General features: G+C 62.1%; 20 protein-coding genes and 1 pseudogene. 7 read left to right on the top strand and 14 right to left on the bottom strand.

Annotated elements, in window-relative coordinates:
- Window positions 1-48: 48 nt before the first annotated feature.
- The 3 genes from topA to AB4Z15_RS20410 all read right to left on the bottom strand — a co-directional run bounded on the left by topA (window position 49) and on the right by AB4Z15_RS20410 (window position 5,242).
- Window positions 49-2,772 carry a type I DNA topoisomerase gene (gene topA / locus AB4Z15_RS20420; protein WP_442018717.1) on the bottom strand — a complete coding sequence of 908 codons (2,724 nt, stop codon included), beginning with the start codon at window positions 2,770-2,772 and terminating at the stop codon, window positions 49-51.
- Between the two features lie 113 nt (window positions 2,773-2,885).
- On the bottom strand, window positions 2,886-3,596 hold the full coding sequence (locus AB4Z15_RS20415) for an ArsR/SmtB family transcription factor (RefSeq protein ID WP_442003448.1): 711 nt from the start codon (window positions 3,594-3,596) through the stop codon (window positions 2,886-2,888).
- Complete coding sequence (locus AB4Z15_RS20410; protein WP_442018716.1) at window positions 3,593-5,242, bottom strand: DUF7059 domain-containing protein; 1,650 nt, start codon at window positions 5,240-5,242, stop codon at window positions 3,593-3,595. The genes AB4Z15_RS20415 and AB4Z15_RS20410 overlap by 4 nt, the downstream gene beginning before the upstream one ends.
- A 92-nt stretch (window positions 5,243-5,334) precedes the next feature.
- Between AB4Z15_RS20410 and AB4Z15_RS20405 the strand changes: the two genes are divergently transcribed.
- Both AB4Z15_RS20405 and AB4Z15_RS20400 read left to right on the top strand, forming a co-directional pair.
- Window positions 5,335-5,778 (top strand): hypothetical protein, encoded by a 444-nt coding sequence (locus tag AB4Z15_RS20405; RefSeq protein ID WP_442003446.1) that lies wholly within the window; start codon window positions 5,335-5,337, stop codon window positions 5,776-5,778.
- A 78-nt stretch (window positions 5,779-5,856) separates the two neighbouring features.
- Entirely contained in the window at window positions 5,857-6,363 is a 507-nt protein-coding gene (locus AB4Z15_RS20400) for a DUF6023 family protein (RefSeq protein ID WP_442018715.1), read from the top strand.
- A 12-nt stretch (window positions 6,364-6,375) separates the two neighbouring features.
- Here the strand turns inward: AB4Z15_RS20400 and trhO are convergent, their stop codons facing one another.
- A complete protein-coding gene (gene trhO / locus AB4Z15_RS20395; RefSeq protein ID WP_442003444.1) occupies window positions 6,376-7,272 on the bottom strand; it encodes an oxygen-dependent tRNA uridine(34) hydroxylase TrhO in 897 nt (298 codons plus the stop codon).
- Between the two features lie 171 nt (window positions 7,273-7,443).
- On the opposite strand from trhO, the gene AB4Z15_RS20390 reads away from it, so the two are divergent.
- Both AB4Z15_RS20390 and AB4Z15_RS20385 read left to right on the top strand, forming a co-directional pair.
- Window positions 7,444-8,139, top strand: a complete 696-nt coding sequence (locus AB4Z15_RS20390) for a GNAT family N-acetyltransferase (RefSeq protein WP_442003443.1) — start codon at window positions 7,444-7,446, stop codon at window positions 8,137-8,139.
- 93 nt (window positions 8,140-8,232) lie between these two features.
- Window positions 8,233-10,575: a DEAD/DEAH box helicase gene (locus AB4Z15_RS20385; RefSeq protein WP_442018714.1), complete on the top strand. Its 2,343-nt coding sequence runs from the start codon at window positions 8,233-8,235 to the stop codon at window positions 10,573-10,575.
- Between the two features lie 44 nt (window positions 10,576-10,619).
- Here AB4Z15_RS20385 and AB4Z15_RS20380 read toward each other — a convergent pair whose 3' ends face one another.
- The 7 genes and pseudogenes from AB4Z15_RS20380 to ssd form a co-directional block, all read right to left on the bottom strand.
- On the bottom strand, window positions 10,620-11,024 hold the full coding sequence (locus AB4Z15_RS20380) for an Rv3654c family TadE-like protein (RefSeq protein WP_442003441.1): 405 nt from the start codon (window positions 11,022-11,024) through the stop codon (window positions 10,620-10,622).
- Window positions 11,009-11,494, bottom strand: coding sequence for a TadE family type IV pilus minor pilin (locus AB4Z15_RS20375; protein ID WP_442018713.1), 486 nt, complete (start codon window positions 11,492-11,494; stop codon window positions 11,009-11,011). Before AB4Z15_RS20375 ends, AB4Z15_RS20380 begins: the two co-directional genes overlap by 16 nt.
- Window positions 11,495-11,583: 89 nt before the next feature.
- A pseudogene (locus tag AB4Z15_RS20370) lies at window positions 11,584-11,748 on the bottom strand (DUF4244 domain-containing protein); the annotation flags it as partial.
- A gap of 701 nt (window positions 11,749-12,449) precedes the next feature.
- Entirely contained in the window at window positions 12,450-13,067 is a 618-nt protein-coding gene (locus AB4Z15_RS20365; RefSeq protein ID WP_442018726.1) for a type II secretion system F family protein, read from the bottom strand.
- A complete protein-coding gene (locus tag AB4Z15_RS20360; RefSeq protein WP_442018712.1) occupies window positions 13,067-13,882 on the bottom strand; it encodes a type II secretion system F family protein in 816 nt (271 codons plus the stop codon). Before AB4Z15_RS20360 ends, AB4Z15_RS20365 begins: the two co-directional genes overlap by 1 nt.
- A complete protein-coding gene (locus tag AB4Z15_RS20355) occupies window positions 13,879-15,180 on the bottom strand; it encodes a TadA family conjugal transfer-associated ATPase (RefSeq protein ID WP_442018711.1) in 1,302 nt (433 codons plus the stop codon). Before AB4Z15_RS20355 ends, AB4Z15_RS20360 begins: the two co-directional genes overlap by 4 nt.
- Window positions 15,177-16,295, bottom strand: a complete 1,119-nt coding sequence (gene ssd / locus AB4Z15_RS20350; RefSeq protein ID WP_442003437.1) for a septum site-determining protein Ssd — start codon at window positions 16,293-16,295, stop codon at window positions 15,177-15,179. The genes AB4Z15_RS20355 and ssd overlap by 4 nt, the downstream gene beginning before the upstream one ends.
- Before the next feature lie 123 nt (window positions 16,296-16,418).
- Between ssd and AB4Z15_RS20345 the strand changes: the two genes are divergently transcribed.
- The 3 genes from AB4Z15_RS20345 (at window position 16,419) to AB4Z15_RS20335 (ending at window position 19,504) form a co-directional block, all read left to right on the top strand.
- Entirely contained in the window at window positions 16,419-18,110 is a 1,692-nt protein-coding gene (locus tag AB4Z15_RS20345; RefSeq protein WP_442018710.1) for a bifunctional 3'-5' exonuclease/DNA polymerase, read from the top strand.
- A 43-nt stretch (window positions 18,111-18,153) separates the two neighbouring features.
- Window positions 18,154-19,053 carry a CHAD domain-containing protein gene (locus tag AB4Z15_RS20340; protein WP_442018709.1) on the top strand — a complete coding sequence of 300 codons (900 nt, stop codon included), beginning with the start codon at window positions 18,154-18,156 and terminating at the stop codon, window positions 19,051-19,053.
- Between the two features lie 250 nt (window positions 19,054-19,303).
- A complete protein-coding gene (locus AB4Z15_RS20335) occupies window positions 19,304-19,504 on the top strand; it encodes a YegP family protein (RefSeq protein WP_442003434.1) in 201 nt (66 codons plus the stop codon).
- A 21-nt stretch (window positions 19,505-19,525) separates the two neighbouring features.
- Here the strand turns inward: AB4Z15_RS20335 and AB4Z15_RS20330 are convergent, their stop codons facing one another.
- The 3 genes from AB4Z15_RS20330 to AB4Z15_RS20320 are packed head-to-tail and all read right to left on the bottom strand — an operon-like array spanning window position 19,526 to window position 22,438.
- Window positions 19,526-20,203 (bottom strand): NUDIX hydrolase, encoded by a 678-nt coding sequence (locus AB4Z15_RS20330; RefSeq protein ID WP_442018708.1) that lies wholly within the window; start codon window positions 20,201-20,203, stop codon window positions 19,526-19,528.
- Window positions 20,200-20,994, bottom strand: a complete 795-nt coding sequence (gene nth, locus AB4Z15_RS20325; RefSeq protein ID WP_442018707.1) for an endonuclease III — start codon at window positions 20,992-20,994, stop codon at window positions 20,200-20,202. The genes AB4Z15_RS20330 and nth overlap by 4 nt, the downstream gene beginning before the upstream one ends.
- A gap of 10 nt (window positions 20,995-21,004) precedes the next feature.
- Window positions 21,005-22,438 carry a hypothetical protein gene (locus AB4Z15_RS20320; protein WP_442018706.1) on the bottom strand — a complete coding sequence of 478 codons (1,434 nt, stop codon included), beginning with the start codon at window positions 22,436-22,438 and terminating at the stop codon, window positions 21,005-21,007.
- Window positions 22,439-22,447: the final 9 nt, after the last annotated feature.

Raw genomic sequence — 22,447 nt, 5'->3', positions numbered from 1 at the left:
GGACGCAATTCGCTTGCTTCCCGGACGGCATCCTGTCTTGCTGCTGCTTTACTTTTTGGCTGTTGCCTTCTTGGCTGGCGCCTTGCGGGTAGTGGTCCGCTTGACGGGGCCCTTGGCCCGCTTCTCGGCAAGAAGTTCGACGGCGCGTTCCCGGGTCAGTTCCTCAAGGGAGGTTGAGCGCGGGACCGTGATGTTCGTAACGCCATCAGTGATATACGGACCGAAACGGCCCTCCTTCACGACGATGTTCTTCTCCGACACGGGGTCCGGGCCAAACTCGGCCAGTGGGGGCACTGCGGCCCGGGCACCACGCTGCTTGGGCTGGGAGTAGATCTCCAAGGCCTGTTCCAGGGTGATGGTGAAGATTTCTTCTTCGGATCCGATGGAACGGGAGTCCGTACCCTTCTTCAGGTAAGGTCCGAACCGGCCGTTCTGGACGGTGATGACATTTCCTTCAGCGTCCTCGCCAAGCACCCGTGGCAGGCTCATGAGCTGCAGGGCCTCATCCAGGGTGACGCTGTCCACGGTCATGGACTTGAACAGCGAACCTGTGCGTGGCTTGGCTTTCACAGGCTTCTTTGGAGGTTTGGGCTTGCCGTTCTTGTAGTACTCAACAGGCTGGTTTGCCAGCTGTTCCTCGGTCATCTCGGGGATGATCTCGGTGACATAGGCGCCGTAACGGCCGTTCTTGGCAACCACGGTATGGCCGGTGTGTGGATCGGTTCCCAGGACACGTTCCTCGGGAGCAGCAGTTTCCATGAGCTCGATTGCCTTGGCGGCTGTCAACTCATCCGGTGCGAGTTCCTCCGGGACGTTGGCCCGCGCGGACTCCACCACTTCACCGGTCTTCTCATCAACGGTAGGGATGCTGCTTTCCAGGTACGGGCCGAACTTACCCACACGCAGGGTGATGCCCTCGGCTATGGGCACGGAGTTGATCTCGCGGGCATCAATCTCGCCGAGGTTGTTCACGATGCTCAACAGCCCGGGATCAGAGTCTTCACCATAGTAGAAGTGCTTCAGCCACGCTGCGCCCACGGCCTGGCCGTTGGCGATTTTGTCCAGATCGCCTTCCATGTCGGCGGTGAACTCGTAGTCGACATAATCCGTGAAGTGCTGCTCAAGCAACCGAATCACCGAGAAGGCGATCCAACTGGGAACCAGGGCAGAACCTTGTTTACGGACATAACCGCGATCCTGGATGGTGGAAATCGTGGAGGCATAGGTCGACGGACGCCCGATGCCCTTCTTTTCCAGCTCAGCCGTCAGCGAGGCTTCGGTGTAGCGCGGAGGCGGTGAGGTCTCGTGCCCCACGGCCACGATGTCCGAGGCCGTCAGGGAGTCATCCTTGGCCACGTTGGGGAGGCGGCGCGCTTCATCGGAGTCGTCATCTCCGCGGCTCTCGTCCTTGCCCTCCTCATAGGCGGCGAGGAAGCCGGGGAAGGTGATAACGGTACCTGAGGCCGAGAATTCAGCGTCGCGTCCGTCGGCTGCTACTGCACCGAGGCGGATGGTGGCTGTGGAGCCCTTGGCGTCGGCCATCTGGGATGCGACCGTGCGCTTCCAGATGAGCTCGTACAACCGGAATTCGTCGCCGCTGAGCTGCTTGGCCACCTGGGCGGGCGTGCGGAACGAGTCACCTGCGGGGCGGATAGCCTCGTGGGCCTCTTGCGCATTTGCAGCTTTGTTGGCGTACACGCGGGGGCTTTGGGGCACGTACTCGGGGCCGTAGAGCTCCGCAGCCTGGCGGCGGGCTGCTGTGACAGCTTCATCGCTCAAGGCAGAGGAGTCCGTTCGCATATAAGTGATGTAGCCGTTTTCGTACAGGCGCTGGGCGACCTGCATGGTGCTCTTCGAGGAGAAGCGGAGCTTTCGGCCGGCTTCCTGCTGCAGCGTGGAGGTGGTGAACGGTGCGGCAGGGCGCCGGGTGTACGGCTTGGTGTCTACCGAACGAACGCGGAAATCGGCGTTCTGCAGACCTGCGGCCAATGACGTTGCGAGTTCCTCGTTGAGGTGAACCACGTTGGAGGATGTGAGCTGGCCGTTGTCGTTAAAGTCACGACCACTGGCCACCTTGGAACCGTCCACTGCGGCAAGCTTCGCCTTGAACGATCCCGAGTCGGCTCCGAACTGGCCCGTCAGGTCCCAGTAGGAGGCGGCCCGGAAGGCCATACGTTCGCGTTCACGGTCAACCACCATGCGGGTAACCACGGACTGCACGCGTCCCGCGGAGAGTCCCCTGGCAACCTTGCGCCACAGAACCGGTGAGATTTCGTAGCCGTAGAGCCGGTCAAGGATACGCCGGGTTTCCTGGGCATCAACCAGTGCGGTGTCGACGTCGCGCAGGTTATCCATGGCACGGTGAATCGCTTCCTTGGTGATTTCACCAAAGGTCATGCGATACACGGGAACTTTGGGTTTAAGGACCTCAAGGAGGTGCCACGCGATGGCTTCGCCCTCGCGGTCCCCATCGGTTGCGAGATAGAGCGCGTCAGCGTCTTTCAGCTGGGCCTTGAGTTCGGCGACCTTCTTCTTCTTATCCGGGGATACGACGTAGTACGGCTTGAAGTCGTTTTCGATGTCGACGGCGAACTTGCCCAGCGAGGTCTTCTTCAGTTCTGCAGGGAGGTCCGATGGCTGCGGGAGATCCCGGATATGGCCGATGGAAGCCTCGACGATGAAGCCCTCGCCAAGATACTTGGCGATGGTCTTGCTCTTGGCCGGAGACTCCACGATCACGAGTTTCTTGCCGGTTTTTGCCTTGCTGGGCACGGTGCTCCTACAGAAAAAATGTGTAATTGGGCTGGTGCCCATATTGGCCTAGTTCACCATAGATTGCAGAATCCTGCGTTTTGGCGTGGAAATCCGGGGGGCTGGCCTGACCCCTAGTGCCCAGGTGCCATGCGGTCATCCGGGATCATTGACCACAGAGTAGCAACACGCTCGGCACCTTGCGGAATCCGGGTTGGGTCTTCGAGTTCGTACTCCCGCAGGACCTCCCGGATCCGCTCAGAAAGCTCCTTGCGCTGTTGGTTGGTTAAGTACAGCAAATTGCTCGCCAGCACCACGGACGCCGGTTCTTCCGCCGCTTCGCCACGCTGCCGGCGCTCCCCGCGGGCCTTGGCAAAAGCTGATGCCCTGCGTCGGAAGGCGTCCAGCTCAAGATCGACCACTGCGATCTCCGGGCTGGCCGCGCTGCCACCTGAAATCCGGAAATCAGTTCCAGCAGCCTTCCACCGGCGTTCCCTTGCATCGCCGGCATTTTCGGCCGGGGCTACGATCCCCCATTTTTGCAGTGCGCGAAGGTGGTAGCTCATGGCACTTGGGGTCAGGCCGGTACGGGCCGCGAGCTCAGTAGCCGTGTGGCTTACCTGCGTGGCGTAGAGCTCGGAGATGACTTCGAGACGGGCAGCGTGCGCCAAGGCGCGGATGGCCTTGGGATCGGTTATCTCAACCGTTTTCTCGGCCCTCTTGCGCCGGGGGGTATCGCCTGACGCCTGGGATGTCTCGTTGTTCGCAATCACTTCCTCAGTGTAATCACGGTCACTTGCCGCGGGCTTGGTGCGGAGTGGCCGCGGCGGCCGTGCACTGTTCATGCGGACGCCTCCGGCACGTCGGGAAGGAGGAAGCCATCCAGGACGAGATTCCGCACTTCGGCAAGAAGCCCTTCGCGAAAGGATCCTGAATCGAAGTCGTCTGTGCCTCCCAGAAGTGCTTCCAAGGCGCCGACAATCTGCCGTACGGATAATTCGCCATCACAAGCAGAAACAAAGCCCGCCAGCTCAGTGCTGAGCAGGTTTGTCCGACGAAGGCCAGCCCCCTGCCGAAGGAGGATCACGCCTGGATGCACAGCCCCAGGACGCTGATGGCGCTCTTCGGTGACGTCCTCGGCCACTACAAGGTGTACTTCCGGCAAACTGCTGGCTGCAAGCCAGTCGGCGCGCTCCACGGCCGCGCCGAGGTGGGGTCCGATGGGTTGCTCAATGGGGTAGGTAATTTCCTCAAACCGGCTGAAGCGTACTTCGTCTGAACTTTGTGGGCGGCGTAGCCAAATCATGCCAAAGCCGATTCCTTCGACATCCCTCGATCCGAAGTCCTCGAGGTACGCGGCGTACGACTCCTGGTAGTGGCTGCGGTCCCGGTTCTCCGAGGCGTCCTGCAGCCAGGTCTCAGCGTACTGCTCCGGGTTCAACTGCTCACGTTGAATGAACCAAACATCCAAACCCGAATCTTGGAGCCATGCGGAAGGCCGGTCATGCCACTGGGTCCCTTCGTGGATCTCCCAGTTGCCAAGCATCTGGGCTGTGCCGCCGGGTTCAAGGACTTCGGCCAACGTTCGCACCAACGATGCGACGATCTCGTCACCGGGCAGGCCGCCGTCCCGGTACGTAAATTGGTCAGCCGAGGACTCTCCTGTGCTACGCGGAGTAATGACAAACGGCGGATTGGAGACGACGAGGCCGAAGCGCTCCCCTGCCACGGGTTCCAGGAGCGAGCCCAGGCGCAGGCTCACGCGCGCTTCCAGGTTGTTCGGATCCAGGTCCAGTTCCGCAGCGTTGAGGAGCAGATTGAAACGGGTGAAGGCGAGCGCCCTCTCGGAAATGTCGGTTGCCGTGACGTGTTCGCAGTGATGCAACAAGTGGAACGTCTGGATGCCGCAGCCTGTCCCGAGGTCCAGCGCACGATGCGTGTGCCGCCTGATGGTTGTTTGGACAAGGGTTGTTGATGCCCGCCCTATCCCCAGCACATGATCGTGCCTCAGGACCCCTGCTTGCTGATGGGCAGCGAGATCGCTGGCCACCCAAAGCTCCGCTCCCCCGCTGCCGTCTGCATTGGCCTCCCAGCCGTAGGGGCGTAGATCCACCTTGGCCGTGGCAACGCCGGCCTCCAGGGTCACGAGTCCGAGCCGGGCGAGGCCTTGGGCGCCGATGGTGGGGAGCGCAAAGTCAACATCGGGCTGGGTCTGTGGGACAGCAAGCAACCACAGCCGCACTATGACGGACAGCGCACGTGTGGTTTCCACGCCGCTCTTGGACAAGCGTTCGCTCACCAACAACGCTGGAATGATCTGGTCCCTGTTCAGTGCGGCATAGGCGGATTCCCCCAGAAGCTCCGCCACGCCGTCGACCGTGTATGAGATGGCGCGAAGGTCAGAGGCGAGCGACACCAGGAGCTCCGGGTGGTCGCTGCGTGGGGCGTCGTCAGTATTGCCAACGGTAAATATTTCGGGGGTTTGAGTCACATTGCAAGTCTATGGGGGCTGCTTCATGGCAGGCGTTCGTGGTTTGGGCTATGTGGACAAAACCTTGCTGTGGGACCCGGTAGCGTGGAAGCATGCTCAACCTCTCCTCCACAAGGCGCCGCGCAGGCCTTGTTGTCATTGCTGCGGGGACGCTGCTGGCGGCCACAGCCTGCCAGGGTCCGGTCAGCGTCGAACATGCCGATGTACCGGCATGGAAAGACAAGATTCTTCCCACAGCCAGCACCGTGACGTTGGAGGATTCCGGCAAGATCCTGAACCGGGACCCCTTGGTTAAGGACTCACCCAGCGTTCCTGCGGGGAATTACACACTCATGATGGCTTGTGATGGAGGAGGGAAGGTGTTCTTCGCCGTCTCTTCCGGAGGAAAGCAAATTGCCGACGCGGGAGCTGCCTGCAACGGCAGCCTTGAAATGGTGAAGATAAAGGTCCCCGCCACCGCCGCTCTTAGTATCTCCACGAGCAGTGTGGATGCCCCGCTGATCTTTGCGTACCAGCTGGTACCCAGCGCTAATTAAACCCCTTCCGCAGCCCTATGGCGGGCCTCCGGGCAAGCGTAAAGTCACCATATGGGCAGCAAGGTGGCTGGCTCGGTTATGTCTAGACGGCTGGCAAGTGCCGCCGTCGGACTCTTGCTCGTGCTGTGTAGCGCGCTGACGGCGTGCGAGTACACCTATGACGACGGCGGGCGTGCCGATTCCAGCCCCACAGACACTACCGGCAGCAATGTCGTGCTTCCTCCCGACCCAGCCTTGGAGCAAACCGTTACGGGTGAGGCCCTGAAAGAGTGGGCCAAGGCGGCCTTGCCGGAATCGCAGGGGCAATCGTTCTATTCCAGCAGCGGATTCCTGAACTCCGGCGAGTCCAGAACTGAACAGACCGTGCAGTTGCCCGGCGGAACGTATGCCGTGACACTGGCGTGCCGAGGCACTCGACGCGTTTCATTCGCAGTCAGCGTGGGCGAGACGGCTTTGGTTGACCTGACCTTGGGATGCGCCAATGCCCGGGTGAGCGTGGTGCAGTTGGAAAAGGACGCCATCCTGGCCATCACTGTGGGTGCCAGATCCGACGCGAATTTCGCTTACCGGGTCAGCAGGCTCTGATTGAGTTGCGCCTCAGGCGGCTTCACAGCCTCCGGGGCAGCGAAGGGTTTCAGGACTTGAGGCACATTCTGCACAGTAGAGGGTCAGGGTCCGGCAGCTCAGGTTGGAACAATTCTCGAACTTGTTGGTGGGCGCGGCGCAGCGGACGCACTCTCCAATGGTCTTTGCTTCGTCGCTGAACTCTACGTGCATGCGTTTGTCGAAAACATAGAGCGAGCCCTCCCAGAGGCCCTTGTCCTTGAAGGTTTCGCCGTAGCGAACGATCCCGCCGTCGAGCTGGTAAACCTCTTTGAAACCACGGTTGACCATCAGGCTGGAGAGCACCTCGCAGCGGATGCCGCCCGTGCAGTAAGTGACAATGGGCTTGTCCTTGAGGGCGTCATACTTGCCGGATTCCAGTTCCGTGATGAAGTCATGTGTAGTGGCGACGTCCGGAACGATGGCGTCCTTGAACTTGCCGATCTGCGCCTCGAAGGCATTGCGGCCATCGAAGAACACCACCTCTTCCCCGTCCGCTTTCTTTGCGTCCACCAGGGAATGAAGTTCTTCAGGCTGGAGATGCTTGCCTCCGCCCACCACGCCCTTTTCGTCGACCTTCAGTTCCCCGGGAGCCCCGAAGGAAACTATCTCGTCGCGGACCTTAACGCTGAGGCGGGGGAAATCGGCGGCCCCGCCCTCGGACCACTTGAAGTCGATGTCGTGGAAGCCCTTGTATTCGCGGGTGGTTTTCACGTATTGCTTCATGTTGTTGAGCTCGCCGCCAACTGTGGCGTTAATACCGTCCTTGGAGATCAGGATCCGGCCGGTGAGGCCCAATTTCTCGCAGAGGGCACGCTGCCACAGACGCACGGCGTCGGGGTCGGCGATCGGGGTAAAGCCATAGAAAAGTACGATCCGGTTTAAAGCCACTATTAAAGGGTACTGGGTGGAGTAAAATCCTCTGCGCCTCACTGACAGGCCCACTGAAAACCTAGAGAGCATGGGTTCAGTTCCACGCGTCGAAGTCACAATTTCATAAGCACGGATTCTTCCCCTGACCTGACTCTGTTGCTTCCCCGGGCGCTGACATAGTCTCTCTACATGAGTCCAGACGCCTTGGTTGAAGACATCGCGCACCTCTTGGAAGTTTGGGTGGCCGGCTGGTCCGGCTGCCGGGGCTATGAGTCGCGTCAAGAGGGACGCTTCCCCGCCGCGCTGCGGGCCGACAAGACGGGTGACTGGGAGTATTTCGCCCACGATCCCTCCGATGAAGAGTTCGCCGCGCTGGCGGCTAAGACTGCCGAAGCCGAGACACGGATCCTGACCGTGCTGACCAACGACGTCCAACGTTATAAGTACTTGGCCGAGCAGCATGGGCTGAATGTCACTTCTGCCTCACAGACCATGATGATCGTGGACATGGAAACCCAGGATTCCGAGGACCCATGGCTGCCTGACGATGACCTCGAACTCGCTACCTCGGAAACCAACGGCGTCCATCATGCGGTGGTCCACTCGGGCGAGAACGTGGCCGCGAGCGGCCGGGTATACGTGGTCAACGGCACCGCGGTTTTCGACAAGATCGTTACTGAGCCTCAATTCCAGCGCCGCGGCCTTGGAAGTTTCATCATGAAGGCCCTTGCCGCCCAAGCGTTCGAGCACGACGTCCAGAACGGGCTTCTCCTGGCATCCTTGGACGGCCAAAAGCTTTACTCCCACCTTGGGTGGGATGTGGTGTGCCACGTTCTGATGATGTCCGTCAGCAGCAGTGAAGGTTCGGACCTCTCGGTAGCGTGAGGATGCTTGTTTAGCGGACCTTCGACGGCGGCCTCATCGGGTGCCGCGGTGGGCGTCGCCGTCCGCGCCGCAACAGAGTGACAGAATGATTTGGTGGCTGCACCGAATTCGCTGATCTCTTTGCTGGGCCGGAACCCGGACCCGGAGCAGTTGCGCCATGTCCACACCATCCCTGCCCGCAAGGCCGTCAACGAGCCGTGGCCCGAATGGGTGCATCCGGACATCGTCCAGGCCTACGGCTCGCTGGGCATCCACGAGCCGTACCGACACCAGGTCCAAGCCGCCAACCTCGCCCAGGCAGGCCAGCATGTGGTGATCGCCACGGGCACCGCCTCAGGGAAATCGCTCGCCTACCAACTACCCGCACTGGATGCGATCCACCGCTCGGAGCTGAGGGTATTGTCCGAGCCCGGAAAGATCCACGACGACGGTGCCGTGACACTTTACTTGTCTCCCACGAAGGCACTGGCGGCAGACCAGTTGGCTGCAATCCGTTCACTGAAGCTCCCTACCGTTCGAGCAGAAACATACGACGGCGACACCGACGTCGCGTCGCGCCGTTGGATCCGCGACCATGCCAATTTCATCCTGGCAAACCCGGACATGCTGCACTTCGGCATTCTGCCCAACCACACGTGGTGGGCGCGGTTCTTCCGCAGGCTGCGCTATGTGATCGTGGATGAGGCTCACAGTTACCGAGGCGTCTTCGGCTCGCACGTAGCCAACCTCATGAGGCGTCTTCGCCGGATCTGCGCCTACTACGGCGCCGGGACCTCCTTTCCTGAACCCGTATTCATCGCCGCTTCTGCCACGGCGTCGGAGCCCGCTGTCTCCTTCGGACGCCTCATCGGTGCTCCGGTCCGGGAAGTGTCCGAAGACTGTTCTCCGCATGGCTCTACGACCGTGGCGTTCTGGGAGCCTGCTTTGACGGACGTCAAGGGTGAAAACGGAGCCAAACAACGCCGGACTGCCGTGGCAGAAACAGCGGACATCCTGGCGAACCTTGTTTCCTCCCGGGTTCGGACCATTGCCTTTATCAAGTCCCGGCGCGGCGCCGAGTCGATTTCGTCGATCACCAAGCGACTGCTGGATGAGGTGGATCCCAGCTTGCCCAGCCGCGTGGCCGCCTACCGTTCCGGCTACCTTCCCGAAGAGCGGCGTGCCTTGGAAAAAGCGTTGCGGTCCGGACAGCTGCTGGGGGTTTCCAGTACCTCTGCCTTGGAACTCGGCATCGATATCTCCGGGCTTGACGCGGTTTTGGTTGCCGGTTGGCCAGGGACCAGGGCCTCGCTCTTCCAGCAGATTGGACGCGCAGGAAGGGCTGGTCAGGACGCCATAGCGGCGTTCGTGGCAAGCGACGACCCCTTGGATACATACCTTGTGAACCATCCGGAAGCTATCTTCGATGTGTCGGTCGAAGCCACAGTATTTGATCCGGGAAACCCGTACGTCCTGGGACCTCACCTGTGCGCGGCAGCAGCGGAGTTGCCAGTGGGCCCGGCTGAACTCGAACTCTTCGGGCCCACAGCGGAAGGCCTCCTCGACCGGCTGGTCTTGCAGGGATATCTCCGCAAACGCCCTGCGGGGTGGTTCTGGACCCATCCGGAGAGCGCAGCCGGCATGGTGAACCTGCGTGCTGACGGAGGTGGCCCTGTGAGCATCGTTGACGCCGAGACAGGTTCGCTTCTGGGGACGATGGACTCGCCGCAGACCCACTATCAGGCACACACCGGGGCGATCTACGTCCACCAGGGGGACAGCTACCTGGTGGAGGAACTCAACGAGGCGGACCACTGCGTCATGGTGAGGCGCGTGAACCCCGATTTTTACACCACCGCACGGGATGTAACGCAGATCGAAGTCCTGGAAACCTCGCGCTCGGTCCAATGGGGCGAGATCACTGCGCACTTTGGGGACGTAAAGGTCACAACCCAAGTTGTTTCCTTCCAGCGCAAGGCATTGATATCGAACGAGATCCTGGGCGAGGAGCCGCTCGATCTCGGGGCCAGGGATTTGTTTACCAAGGCCGTATGGTTTGTTGTGGACAACAGGTCACTGCATGGTGCTGGCTTGGTGGAAGCGCAGTTCCCCGGCGCTTTGCACGCTGCGGAACACGCGGCGATCGGTCTCCTTCCGCTGGTGGCGTCCAGTGACCGTTGGGACATCGGGGGTGTCTCCACTGCACTGCATGCCGACACTGGGGTACCGACGATCTTCGTCTACGACGGTCACCCTGGCGGCGCCGGATTTGCCGAGCGCGGCTTTGAAAAGGCCAAAATCTGGCTGACAGCCACCCGGGAGGCCATCAAAGCATGCGAATGCGAAGCCGGCTGCCCGTCCTGTGTACAGTCGCCCAAATGCGGCAACAAGAACAACCCACTGGACAAGGCAGCCGCCATCACACTTCTGGATGTCCTCTTGAAAGACGCCATCTAGCTGCAACGGCTCCAAGCAACCCTGCGGCCCAGTCCGTTACTTGGCTAAGGAGGCGGCCCAGCGCGTGCCCTGCCTGTAGCCGTGCCGAAGAGGAACGGTTGTTCCAACTCGGTGGCGAGCTCCACGACGTCGCCCCCGACGACGTCGCAGGCAGTCAGTGTGGCACCCTGCTGTCCTGCAACGCTGGCCGCCACAGCACAGGGCTCACCCGAGGCTATTCCACGCGCTGCATCCGCCGCCGCGAGAGCTGCCAGATCTGCTGCCGACGCAGCCCGCGACGCCATGACCCCCGCTTGCGCAAGAAGCAGCAGCCCGCCAAGCAATGCCAGGACTGCGAACCCCAGTGACAGCGCCAGGACTGTGCCGGATCCTAGCTCAGGGTGTGACGCTACAGGAAGACCCTTCAGCGTTCGCCGCCATAGGCACCGCACCCTCACAAGGGAATCCATGGGTTCGCCGCAACCCGTAATGCGGTATCCCCCGGTGGCATGTTCCACGGTGATGCCGCTTGCGTTGCCCCGCCCACCAAGGTTCCCGGCATGTCACTCACGTCGCTCCAACCAAATGCCCCGGGTGTTTCACCGCGGACCGACGCCGAAGCTGTGAGAGTCCATGGGATCAGTGAACCCAACGAGCCTGCTACCGCCGCGGAGGCTGTCACAGTCACCCAATCGCCGTCGCTTGCCACCCCCGCAGTTGCCCCCTCGCCCGCCATGCGCCTGACGATGCCCTGCACTTCGCCAGTACTCTCGCCCCGAGCAAGACCTCGAGCACCCGCCCTGGCCGCCTCCTCCAAACGAAGCTGAGTTATCCCTGCTGCACCGGCCGCCAGCAAGAAGGCGAACAGCAAAATCACCGCTGGCAGGGCAACTGCGAACTCAGCTGTTACGGCACCACGTTCGTTCTGTCTTGTGGACATTTTGATGGGCAGAGGCACCGCCTCGATTGGGAGAGGTACCGGCTTGATTGGGAGAGGTACCGGCTTGATTAGGAGAGGTACTGGCGAGGTCATGGCAAGGACAACGCGGTGCGAACCAGATTGAGCAGGAATCCTCGAACTTCCTCGCTCCGCAGGATAACCACCAGCAGACCCGCCAGGCCCACGGCCGCGAGCGTTGCTATTGCGTATTCCGCTGTTGCCATGCCGCCTTCGGAGCCCATGAGCGGGGTTCGCCTGAGGCTCGTCTGCCTGAGGGTGGTTTGGCTGAGGGTGGTTTGGATGGGGGTGGTTTGGCTGAAAGTGCCCTGCCTGGGAGGGGTCTGCTTGATGCTGCCCGGCTTCGCGCTGGCCTGCCGGCGAATCCTGCCGGGTGTACGACTGCGCAAGTAGTTGCTCCACTTGCTGGTCCAAGCTGTCCCAACCCGTTGATTGTCCAACTGCTGGATTGCGGCCGGGGCGTGAGGTTCTGCTCGGTTAAACAGCTCGATCTCCAGCTGCTCCATCCCATGCTCTTCAATCCCGAACTGCACACCCGCGCGGTTGCCACTCTTGTGTTGTGGGGCCTCATCGTGGCCGCTGCCATGCTCGACGGATTCAAGACCGGCAGTATTTGCTGCGAGCGCACGCGATGTGTTCCGTCGGTCAGACCGCCGGGCGTGGAGGGTGCTGGAGGGAGTTTCCATAGTATGTTTCCTTTCAGAAAAGTCGGCAGATCTGCCGGTTGAAATCGACTCTTCCGTGACTCCGGCCGACCCTGAAGCCCCTGGTTCATCCAAGTGGATAAAACCCCCGCGGGGACTGATTGTGGAGGAAAAGAGCGGCCTGTGTGGAGGAAAAGAGTGGCATGTGTGGAGGAAGAGAGTGGCCAGCCTGGAAGAATAGACTTGCCGGTTTGGAAGAAGAGTCGGCTGCCGTGCATGTGCTGGTGCCCTACTTATCCAGCCGGAAGCATGGCAATGAGCACCGGCACGATTCCCAGACAAATGAAGGCCGGCAAGGAACAAAGGCCGAGAGGAACCACAAGCTTCACTCCCAAGGCGGCGGCTCGCTTCTCGGCGGCACGGAATTGCTCGCGGCGCTCCCTGGCCGCTTGGGCATAAAGAATCGAAGCCGAGGGCGCACCAGTCAATGCGGCGAAAGCCAGAGCGTCCTTCAAACGCGCTACTTCGGGCTGATGCTGGGTGGGGTTTCGCCAGGCAGCGTCCCAGTCCGCCCCCATGGCCAGCGCAGCGACGACGGGACGGAGATCCTGGCTGATTTTCGGTGTGGCGCTGTGGGAAATCAGTTCCAATGCCCGCCCTATCCCGGCACCTGCATCCAGCATGGAAGCTACGAGTTCGAGCATCATGGCCGTGTCCCGAAGCCCGTCCCCGGCAGTGGCAGTATCTGGCTGAAGGCTGAGATCATCCTTGGAGTTAGGGTCGTCCTTGGAGTTATGGGCCTCGGCCAAACTTGCGTGCAGCCGGTCTCGAAACCCTGCCGGTCTGGCGAATCCGACAAAGGCTGCCAGAGCCAGTACTCCCACCAGAGCCAACAATTGAATTCCCAACATCATGTGGCCCCTACCGCCGAAGCGACGAGCCGGGAGGACCACACACGCCCTGCCACGGTCAGCAGGAGGCCAAGGATCAGGGTGGCCACACCGAGGAAGTTACCCAGCAGGATTCCCAAGGGGTCCACCCCCAGGGCCATCCCCAGTACCAAGCCAAGTACCGGTAGCCAGGACAACAGCCTGACCGTGGCTTTGGGTCCAGCGAGGGCAGTTTGACGTGCCGCTTCAGAATCTTCCTCCGCTTCGAGTTGCGCTGCGAACCGGGTGAGGAGCTCTGCGAGTGGACAGCCGCTGGTTTCGGCTACATCCAGGCATGCAGCCAATTCCATCCAGATGCGGCGTTCTGTGCTTCCTCGGCCGGGATAGACCTTTGCGGAGGTGTTGCGAATTGCTTGTGCTGGTGAATTTCCAACGGCCGAGGCTGCCCGCGCCGAGGCCAGCACCCTGACCGATTCCACTGAGATTTTTGGAGCGGGTTGGTGGCCTCTGCTCCTGGACTTGGCGCCCAGGCCAGGCCTGGAGCTATGGACGAGCCATAACTCTTCCCAAAGCTGCAATTGTCCACGTCCTCCTCGCAAGAGGGCAGCGAGCTGCTGCACCAACACCACGAGGGACAAGGGCTCTATCTTTGCCCGCCACACCCGGCCCCACGGCCCTTTGTCCGCTCCTGATGTTGCATGCTCTTTCCCAACACCGATCCCACTCAGGGATGAGGGTTTGGCGAGTCTTGCCCGCATTCGCCGGCTGCCGGCTTGGGGCGGCTTGAGCTGGAGCCATACCGCCAGCGCCAGGGCTACAACCAGGGTGGGGATCACGAGTCCAAGCCCATCACAGTGAGTACCTCCGAGCCGACGGATAAGCCCTGCAAAGATCCGCCCGCCTCGCCGGATGATCCGGGAGAAAGCCGTAAATTCAGCTCAGCCCAAGCAGGTCCATGCACCAGACCTTCGGGGCTCCATCGCAGTGCGGTCACCACTCGTTGGCCATCCAAGGAGTCAGTCAGCACACCGATTGAGCCTACTTTCCGCCCCAAAGGCGTCCGTTCCACGTGAATCACAACGTCCAATGCACTTGAGACCTGCAACCGCACGGCCTCGGCGTTCAACCCTGCAAGCGCGCCGAGGGCTGTCAGCCGTGCCGGAACTGCTTCCGCCGTGTTGGCGTGGATTGTTCCTCCACCGCCTGTATGACCGGTATTGAGCGCGGTGAGCAGCTCGCGGACCTCGGCACCCCGGCACTCCCCCACAATGAGCCGGTCCGGACGCATGCGCAGGGCTTGACGGACCAACTCGCCAAGATCCAGCGCTCCACCTCCCTCAAGGTTTCCATGGCGCGATTCAAGCGTGACCACATGAGGGTGGATCGGGTTGAGTTCAGCGGCATCTTCGATCAATACCAAGCGTTCGGACGGGCGGCACAGCCCGAGCATGGTGGACAGGAGCGTTGTTTTCCCTGATCCGGTGGCACCACTGACAAGGAAGCTCAGGCGCCGCTCCACAATCGCGCGGAGAAGAGTCTCGATGTGCTGATCGAACATGCCAGCTTCGCGCAATTCAGCCATTGTGAAGGTTTCTTCGCGTCGAATTCGAATCGATAACAGAGTCCCCGCAGTTGATATCGGCGCCAGAACTGCGTGCACGCGATAGCCGCCTTTGAGCCTGACGTCCACGCAGGGAGAGCCGTCGTCCAACCGGCGACCACCCGCCGAAACCAGCCTGGCCGCCAGCGCCCTGACCTGCTGTTCAGAATCGAAATGCACCGGGGATCGTTCCAGGCCCCGTCCCCGGTCGAGCCAGACTGATTCGGGGCCATTGACAAAGATATCTGTGACCGAGGGATCGTGCGCAAGCTGTTGAAGGGGCCCTAGACCATTCAATTCCGCATTGATGGATTCCGCGGCTTCCAGTGCTCCCGAAGTACCCAACAGTTTGCCGCTGGCCTGCACGGCGGCGGCCACAGTCGAGGGTGTTACCGGCCCATTCCCGGCGAGGACGGACTCCCGGACCGTTTCGAGAAGCACGGAGTCCAACCGACGGCTCTGGCTGCGGCGCCCTCCCGTGAATGGTGTCCCTGTCCGTGACCATCCCGCGATACTTTTCTCCGACCGGCTCATTCACCAGCGCCGTTCAAGTCCAGCACGCCCCGGGCGAAGCGATTCACGGACTTGCGACGGCCCAGCTCAAGGAGCCGGCCGAGCTCGGTCCCTGCGGCCGCTCCTCGAATCTCCGGAAGAATCCCCAAGAGTGGCAGTCCCAACGACTCGGCAATGAGTTGAGCATCAACCGCCGAAGGGCCACCACCCCGGACCACCAACCCCGTGTCCAACGGTGGCAGCTCGTTGAGGATACGTGCCGCGGCAACAGCCGGTTTCAGGTGGGCTGTGGTCATCAACAGCATCTTCTCGCAGTCCCACGCAAAGGTTCGAAGGCATTCCTCACTGCGCCCAATGTCCACCACGACGAGTTCGAAACTTCGCCGCGCGGCATCCAGGACAGCGGCCACAGAACCGGCATCCGGCATGGTGAACGCTTCACGTGTACCCGGCCAAGACAGGAACGCGAAGCCACCGGCCACCGGCAGGGAGTCCCTGAATTGGACGGGATCGATGCTCCCCCGCGTTTCGGCGAAGTCCGGCCAGCGCAAGCCGGCCAGCTCTTGAACGGTGATTGCCAGTTCCAGGCCCCCACCCCAGGGATCCCCGTCCACCAGCATGGTGCTGATGCCGTGGCCCGCCGCTGCCTGGGCAAGCCAAATTGCTGTGGTGGAAGCTCCAGCCCCACCGCAGCCTCCAACAATCCCGATAACGAACCCGCCAGGTTCCGGCGAACCGGACACACTCAAGTACTCGGCCAACCAGTTTGCGGCCTCGGGAAGGACGGCTACGCGCTCTGCGCCCAGGGCAGCAGCAAGCCGCCACAAGCCGTCCCCCTCAACAGACCTGCCCAGTAAGACAGTGGGCGCCTGCCTTCGTGGCGGCAGCTCACGGATGTCGCTTCCCACCAGGACGACGTCGGCACCGTCCCAGCCGTGGATTGCCTCTCCGACGTCGGCGGCCAACTGGAGGCTGCCACCTGCCGCAGCAACAATCCTTCGCGCCTCCTCCTGAAGGTAGGCGTCGCCGGTGACGAGGAGGATATCGGCAGCTTCACGCGGCATCCACGAGTTGTCCGTGGTCTGCCCCAAAGGTTCGCTGCTGGACCGTCTGTGCCGAAGCTGTCGCTTGCTCATGAAGCCACTTTCCCGGCGTCGAAGCCTTGGACGTAAGCTCTCAAACGCCCCATGTGGAGAACCCAGCCCAACCAAGGAGTGTGGAGGAACAGTTGCTGTACTGCGACAGGGCAGAATGGACACATGTATTTGCTGCTCGCCGCCCATCCGGACGGCGCAGCCATACAAAGAGTTTCTCCGTCCGGGAAGGCCACCACCGACGCGCGCGTCGTCACACGAGGTGAGTTGCCCGGCGTCGTCCGTGAACTGGAAAGCCAACGGCCCCGCTGGGTGTGGCATCGCGCGCAGGACTTCTACCCGGACCTCCTGGCGAACGGCGTGAAGCTGGAGCGCTGTCATGACCTCGCTCTCTGCGGAGCTATCCTGGCGCACTCCTCTTTCACGGCGCATACAGACTTCGCAAAGAACGCTGAAAAGCTCACGCAGGACGACGATTCAACGCCGCCGCGGGCACTGCAGCCTCTTCCACCACCCGCCGATCAGGGCGCACTCTTCGAGGACTTCACCCCGACGTCCAAGAGTCCGGGTCTCGCTGAACTGCGGGATGAGTTTGCTGCACAGCAGCATGCGATCGCCCAGGTCCCTGCAGATGACCAACGGAAACAACGGCTGCAGTTGCTGCTCGCGGCCGAGTCCGCCTGTGCAATCGTTGCGGTGGAAATGCAACACGCCGGCGTTCCCTGGCGGGAAGAGGTGCACGAGCAGATCCTTGCCGAGGTACTCGGTCCCCGTCCGCTCCTTGGCCACAGGCCCAGGGCACTTGAGATGCTGTGCAACGAGCTCCGGGAGATCCTCAAATCACCAAGCCTGAACCCGGACTCGCCACAGGACCTGATGCGCGCCCTTCATCGGAACGGCATCGAAGTCAAAAGCACCCGGCAATGGGAGCTCCAGGAGTCCAAACACCCCGCGATCCAGCCACTGCTTGCGTACAAGAAGCTCTCCCGCCTGCACACCGCGAATGGTTGGGCCTGGCTGGATGCCTGGGTTCAGGACGGCAGGTTCCATCCTGAGTACGTGGTGGGAGGCGTGGTCTCCGGCAGGTGGGCCTCACGTGGCGGCGGTGCCCTGCAGATTCCCCGGAATATCCGCGCGGCAGTACAAGCGGACCCTGGCCACAAGCTCATCGTCGCCGATGCCTCCCAACTGGAACCTCGCGTCCTGGTAGCACTCGCTCAGGACACAAAAATGGCGGAGGCCGCACGCGACAAAGATCTTTACGCCGGTATAGCAGCACAAGGCTTTGGCGGGGATCGATCCAAAGCGAAGGTTGCGCTGCTCGGGGCCATTTACGGCGCCACCACCGGCGAATCGGGCAGGCTCATGCCGCAGTTGGCCCGCACGTATCCGCGAGCGGTGGGCTTCGTGGAGCAGGCAGCCAGGGAAGGCGAGGCCGGGCGGACCGTCACCACCCGTTTGGGACGAAGCAGCCCACCACCATCCCACGGCTGGTTGCGAAGCCAACAGTCCACCACCGCCGAGGAACAGCGGCGAGCCGACAACCTGGCACGCTCCCGTGGCCGCTTCACGCGAAACTTCGTGGTCCAGGGTTCGGCCGCGGAATGGGCTTCCTGTTGGCTGGCGGAATTACGACGGCGGCTGCGGGCCTTGCATGCCGAAGGCTTACCCTCAGGGGAACTCGTCTTCTTCCTCCACGACGAAGTGATGGTCCATGCCCGGGATGAAGCCGTAGACGCCTGCATCCAGGCGATCGAGGAGTCCGCAAACGCAGCGAAAGAGCTTATGTTCGGCCGGATTCCAGTCGAATTCCCGGTGAGTGTCGCCGTCGTCGATTCTTACGACAAAGCGAAATAGGCACCTGCTTGTCCGCCCCGGCTGTCCGGAGGAAACTGGCCACGTGGGCTCGGACGTGCGTGATTCCGTGGATTCGTACATCGCTTTCCAACTAGCAGAGCTGGAGGGCTGCTTGCCGCTGGTCGGCGCGGCTGACCAGGAGGCCGTCCACGGCGCACGGCTGGCGCTTCGGCGGCTCCGTTCTGTCCTTTCATGCTACGAATCCGTTCTCCCTGACGTCCCGGAGGCCACGGGCCGGGATGTCCGGTGGCTGGCGCGTTCCCTCGGCGAAGCCCGCGACGCCTATGTTCTGTCCCAACGTTTGACGCTATGGCTGGACGCGTCAGAGGCCTGGTTGTCGCCGAACACACTCCATGACGCCGTGAACGAGCTCCTGGCCAGCAGTAACGCAATGGCTATCCGGGTCGGGACCGGACGGAGATGGCAAGGAATCGTCAAGGCAACCCGGCAAGCCCTTCTTCCTGCAACTGCCGCTTTGGCGCCACGGGAAATTGACAACCATCCCAGCCTCCTCGAGGTCGCAGAACTCCTGCAGCCGCGTTGGGAGACGGTGCAGAAGAGTTTGGAAGCGGCGCAACGAAGCCTGGAAACGGACACCACACAGGCTGATGAAGCAGAGCGCAACGACGTGCTCCATGACGCGCGAAAGGACATCAAAGTGTTGCGGTACTCGGTGGAGGCGGTGGCCCAAGTCCTGGGTGCACGCGCCACGGCAATCATCCAACCATCGATGGTCCTGCAGCGCCTCCTGGGGGAACAACACGACAGCGTGACTGGCCAAACATGGATAAAGAGCCTTGCGGAGATGCCCGGTGTGGAGTCCGTGGACGTCGAGGCCCTTCAAAGCATGGAACAGCGTCGGCTCGTCGAGACCGAAGCCGACCTCCGGGCAGCACTGTTCAGCTCCCCTATCCCCGAGCCTCGCCGGATGCTGCTGGGTTGATCATTCACGCCGTTCGTCCCGGACGGGCATTCGCGGACGGGCAGCAGGCCGGAGTAGCCGGCGCCCCAGATTAGCTGCCGCTTTCAGAACAAGCCAGTCACATCCCGCAGTGTGATGGTGCATGACAATTCCATGACCGGTACCCCAAAGTAACTTTCTTTCCCGGCGGCTTCTGGATACGTTCTCTAGGTGGGACCGGCACACCGGCCCACGACTGTTGCAAGGAAGCATCAAGGGGGACAGCACAAAAATGGCTGGCAGATTCGAAATTCTCAAAGACACCGACGGCTCGTACCGGTTTCGCCTTACCGCGGCGGACGGAACAGTTGTAGCGGAGTCACCAACGTTCAAACATCTCAAGGGCGTGGTGGACGGCATAAATGCAGTGCGTGAAAACGCCGCAACGGGGCTGATCGTGGACCGTTCGACGGCGAACCGCAGGGCCGCCTGAAAGGCACCTGCGGCGGAGCTGCTAGAGCTCGATCTCGTACAGCTTGTCCTGGTCCCAAGGGACCGTCCAGCCCAGTTCGTCGAACAACCCGCTGAGAACCATCCCGGTGAAGCCCCAGACCACCAGTCCATTAACGGTGAAACCCGGACTGGAGAAAGTGCGGCCGAAGCGGGAAATAGTGGCGGTTACCCGGTTGACGGGGTCCAGGAGATCGCGAACCGGCACCCGGAACACCTGGGCCGATTCGGCGTAGTCCACTACACGAACGGGCGACGGCGAGTCCCACCAGGCTAGTACGGGTGTCACTCGGAAATTGCTGCGGATCAGCCCCAGCTCCGGGATGACGCCCAGCACCTTGACACCGCTGACATCCAGCCCGGTCTCTTCCACTGCCTCACGCAAGGCGGCAGAAACCACGGAGTCATCCTCCGGATCCACGCTTCCGCCCGGAAATGCTACTTGGCCGGGGTGATCGTCCAGGGTGTGGGCACGTTCAAGCAGGAGAACGTCGAGATTCGCTGGCGCAAAGGGCCGTCCGGATTCGGCCGGGACGTTGTCCAGCACGCCAAAGAGCATGAGCACGGCTGCGGCGCGATTGGTTTCAGGCGTGACGGGCAACTTCGCCCAGTGGGAAGAATGCTGCTGCTCGCCGGCCTCAAAACGGGCTACTAATTTGGCGAGGTCCTCGAACGCGGTCACCCGGGTCTCCTCTGCGATTCCATCCGGATCTCCGCCGCCCTGTGCGTCTCGGCCAGCAACTTCTCCAACAGTGCCTCATTGCCCGGCGCGAGCTCATACTTCAACAACTTCCCCGCCTTAACGGGGTCGGTCTCGCCGTCGCCGTAGCTGGGACATAGGCTGGCAACCGGGCATGCTCCGCAGGCGGGTTTCTTAGCGTGGCATATCCTGCGGCCGTGGAAAACCACGCGGTGCGAAAGCATGGTCCAGTCCCGTGGTTCAAAGAGTTCAGCGACGTCGAATTCGATCTTCACCGGATCATCGGATGCCGTCCATCCGAACCGGCGGGCCAGCCTCCCGAAGTGCGTATCCACGGTAATTCCGGGGATACCAAAAGCGTTCCCAAGGACCACGTTGGCTGTTTTCCGCCCAACGCCAGGCAGCGTTACAAGATCCTCGAGGCGACCTGGAACCTCGCCGTCGTACTCGTCCACCAAGCGGGTGCTAAGAGCCAGGACGTTCCTGGCCTTTGCCCTGAAGAAACCAGTGGGCTGCAGGATCGATTCCAGCTCAGCAGGATCCGCTTCCGCCAGGGCACGGGCGTCCGGGTAGCGTGCAAACAGGATCTTGGTGACCTGGTTGACCAGTACATCGGTGGTCTGGGCTGAGAGGACCGTGGCCACCACAAGCTCAAACGGGTTCCGGAAATCCAGCTCGGCGTGAGCATAGGGGTATTTCTCAGCGAGGATCCTGTTGATCTTGCGTGCCCGGCGTTTCAAGGCCAGCACGGATCCAGCTTCAGCGATGGTCACAGCGTCCTTCTCAGCCGCGTTCGATGTTGCTGAGCTCCCGCAGGACCCCAACCTTGCCGTCGGTGTCCTGAACGAGGAATTCGTCGCCACGATCCTCGAGGGCCAGAACCCAACCGCCAGGCTCAATGGTGAAGGCCGGAGCGCCTGTCCGTTCGTCATAGGCAGTTCGGGGCTGGGCTACGGCAAACCAGAAGGCCTCATAGGCAGGAGAATCTTCCGAACGGCTGGACGGATCCACAGTGGCACCAATGGAGTCGCTCACAGAACGGGTATCGGCGGACACGATGGGCGTGGCCATGGTGGCAGCCCATGCGCGCTCATTAGGTGGCGTCTGGGCGGCGGGCTGGGGCGCTGCGGGCGTCTGGGCGACGGGCTGGGGCGCTGCGGCTTGTGCAGGGGCGGGCTGCTGGGCGTGCTGGGTGGTGGCCGGAGCTTGCGTCGGCGACTGCGGTTCTGCCGGGTTGCCCACTACAACGTCGGGCTCGGCTGGTGACGGCTCTGCTGGCGAAGCCTGAGCTGGCGACCCGGATGCGGTTGGGGCGGAGGCCGGGCCCGCTGCGGTTGGGGCGGAGGCCGGACCGGCGGCCGGAGCGGCAGCTTGGGGTTCCGCAGGAGGCGTGGAATCAGCCGAATGCACGACGGCGGGCCCACCAGTTGGGGCCGGAGCAGTTGGGGTCGGAGCAACGGGTCCGGATGTGGCTGGCGGAACGTAGGGGCTTGCGCCGGCTGGTGGAGCATAGGGATGGGCGCCAGCGGAACCCGCACCCTGCGGCTGATACCCGAAGGTCTGGAATCCCGGAGTCGAGGCGCCGCTGGCTGGCTTCGGTGCTTTGGGTTCCTTGGGAGGCTTCGGGGCAGCGGGTTTACGGGTGGGAATCGCGGCCTGGCGAGCAACGACGTGGGCCGGCGTTTCAGCGCGGCCCTTGAAATCAGCCGACAGGAAGGGCAGATGAGGGGCCAGAACGGTGGCCGCCAGCAAGCCAATGGAACCTACCAGGCCCAGCAGGACACTGCCGTTGAAGGAATCGGCGATCGTCAGGAAGAACAGCGGAACCGCGAAGGCAGCCGTCACGGAAGCGAACTGGTCAATCGACAGCGAGCCGACGCGGACAATGGTGCCGGGCTGCAGTCGGCGGGCAACGAAAAGCGCCACAACCACCACAGGCAGGATGATTCCCAGGAGAAGGAAGAAAAGGCTGCCCACGTTCCAAAGGTTGTAAAGGCCACGGAACATGGGCAGCAGCGACGCGATGAACATCAGGAGTACAGAACCGAAAACCGTGAGGTCCCGAATGGTGAAAGGGCCGGCAACGGCCTCGTACTTGGTGGGAGCGCCTGAGGCGGACTTCGCAGCAGTGTTGGTACCGGCGTCGTTCGCCTTTCCAGCCGCGGTGTCCGGTCCCGTCGGGTGTGAGTCGTGCGGGCCTGGGCTCAGCTGGTTCATCTATTTCTC

The organism is Paenarthrobacter sp. 2TAF44 (genome assembly GCF_052114885.1).
Lineage (GTDB): Bacteria > Actinomycetota > Actinomycetes > Actinomycetales > Micrococcaceae > Arthrobacter.
Note: the sequence above shows the minus strand (reverse complement) of the source record. Positions and strands in the feature narration are given on the sequence as shown.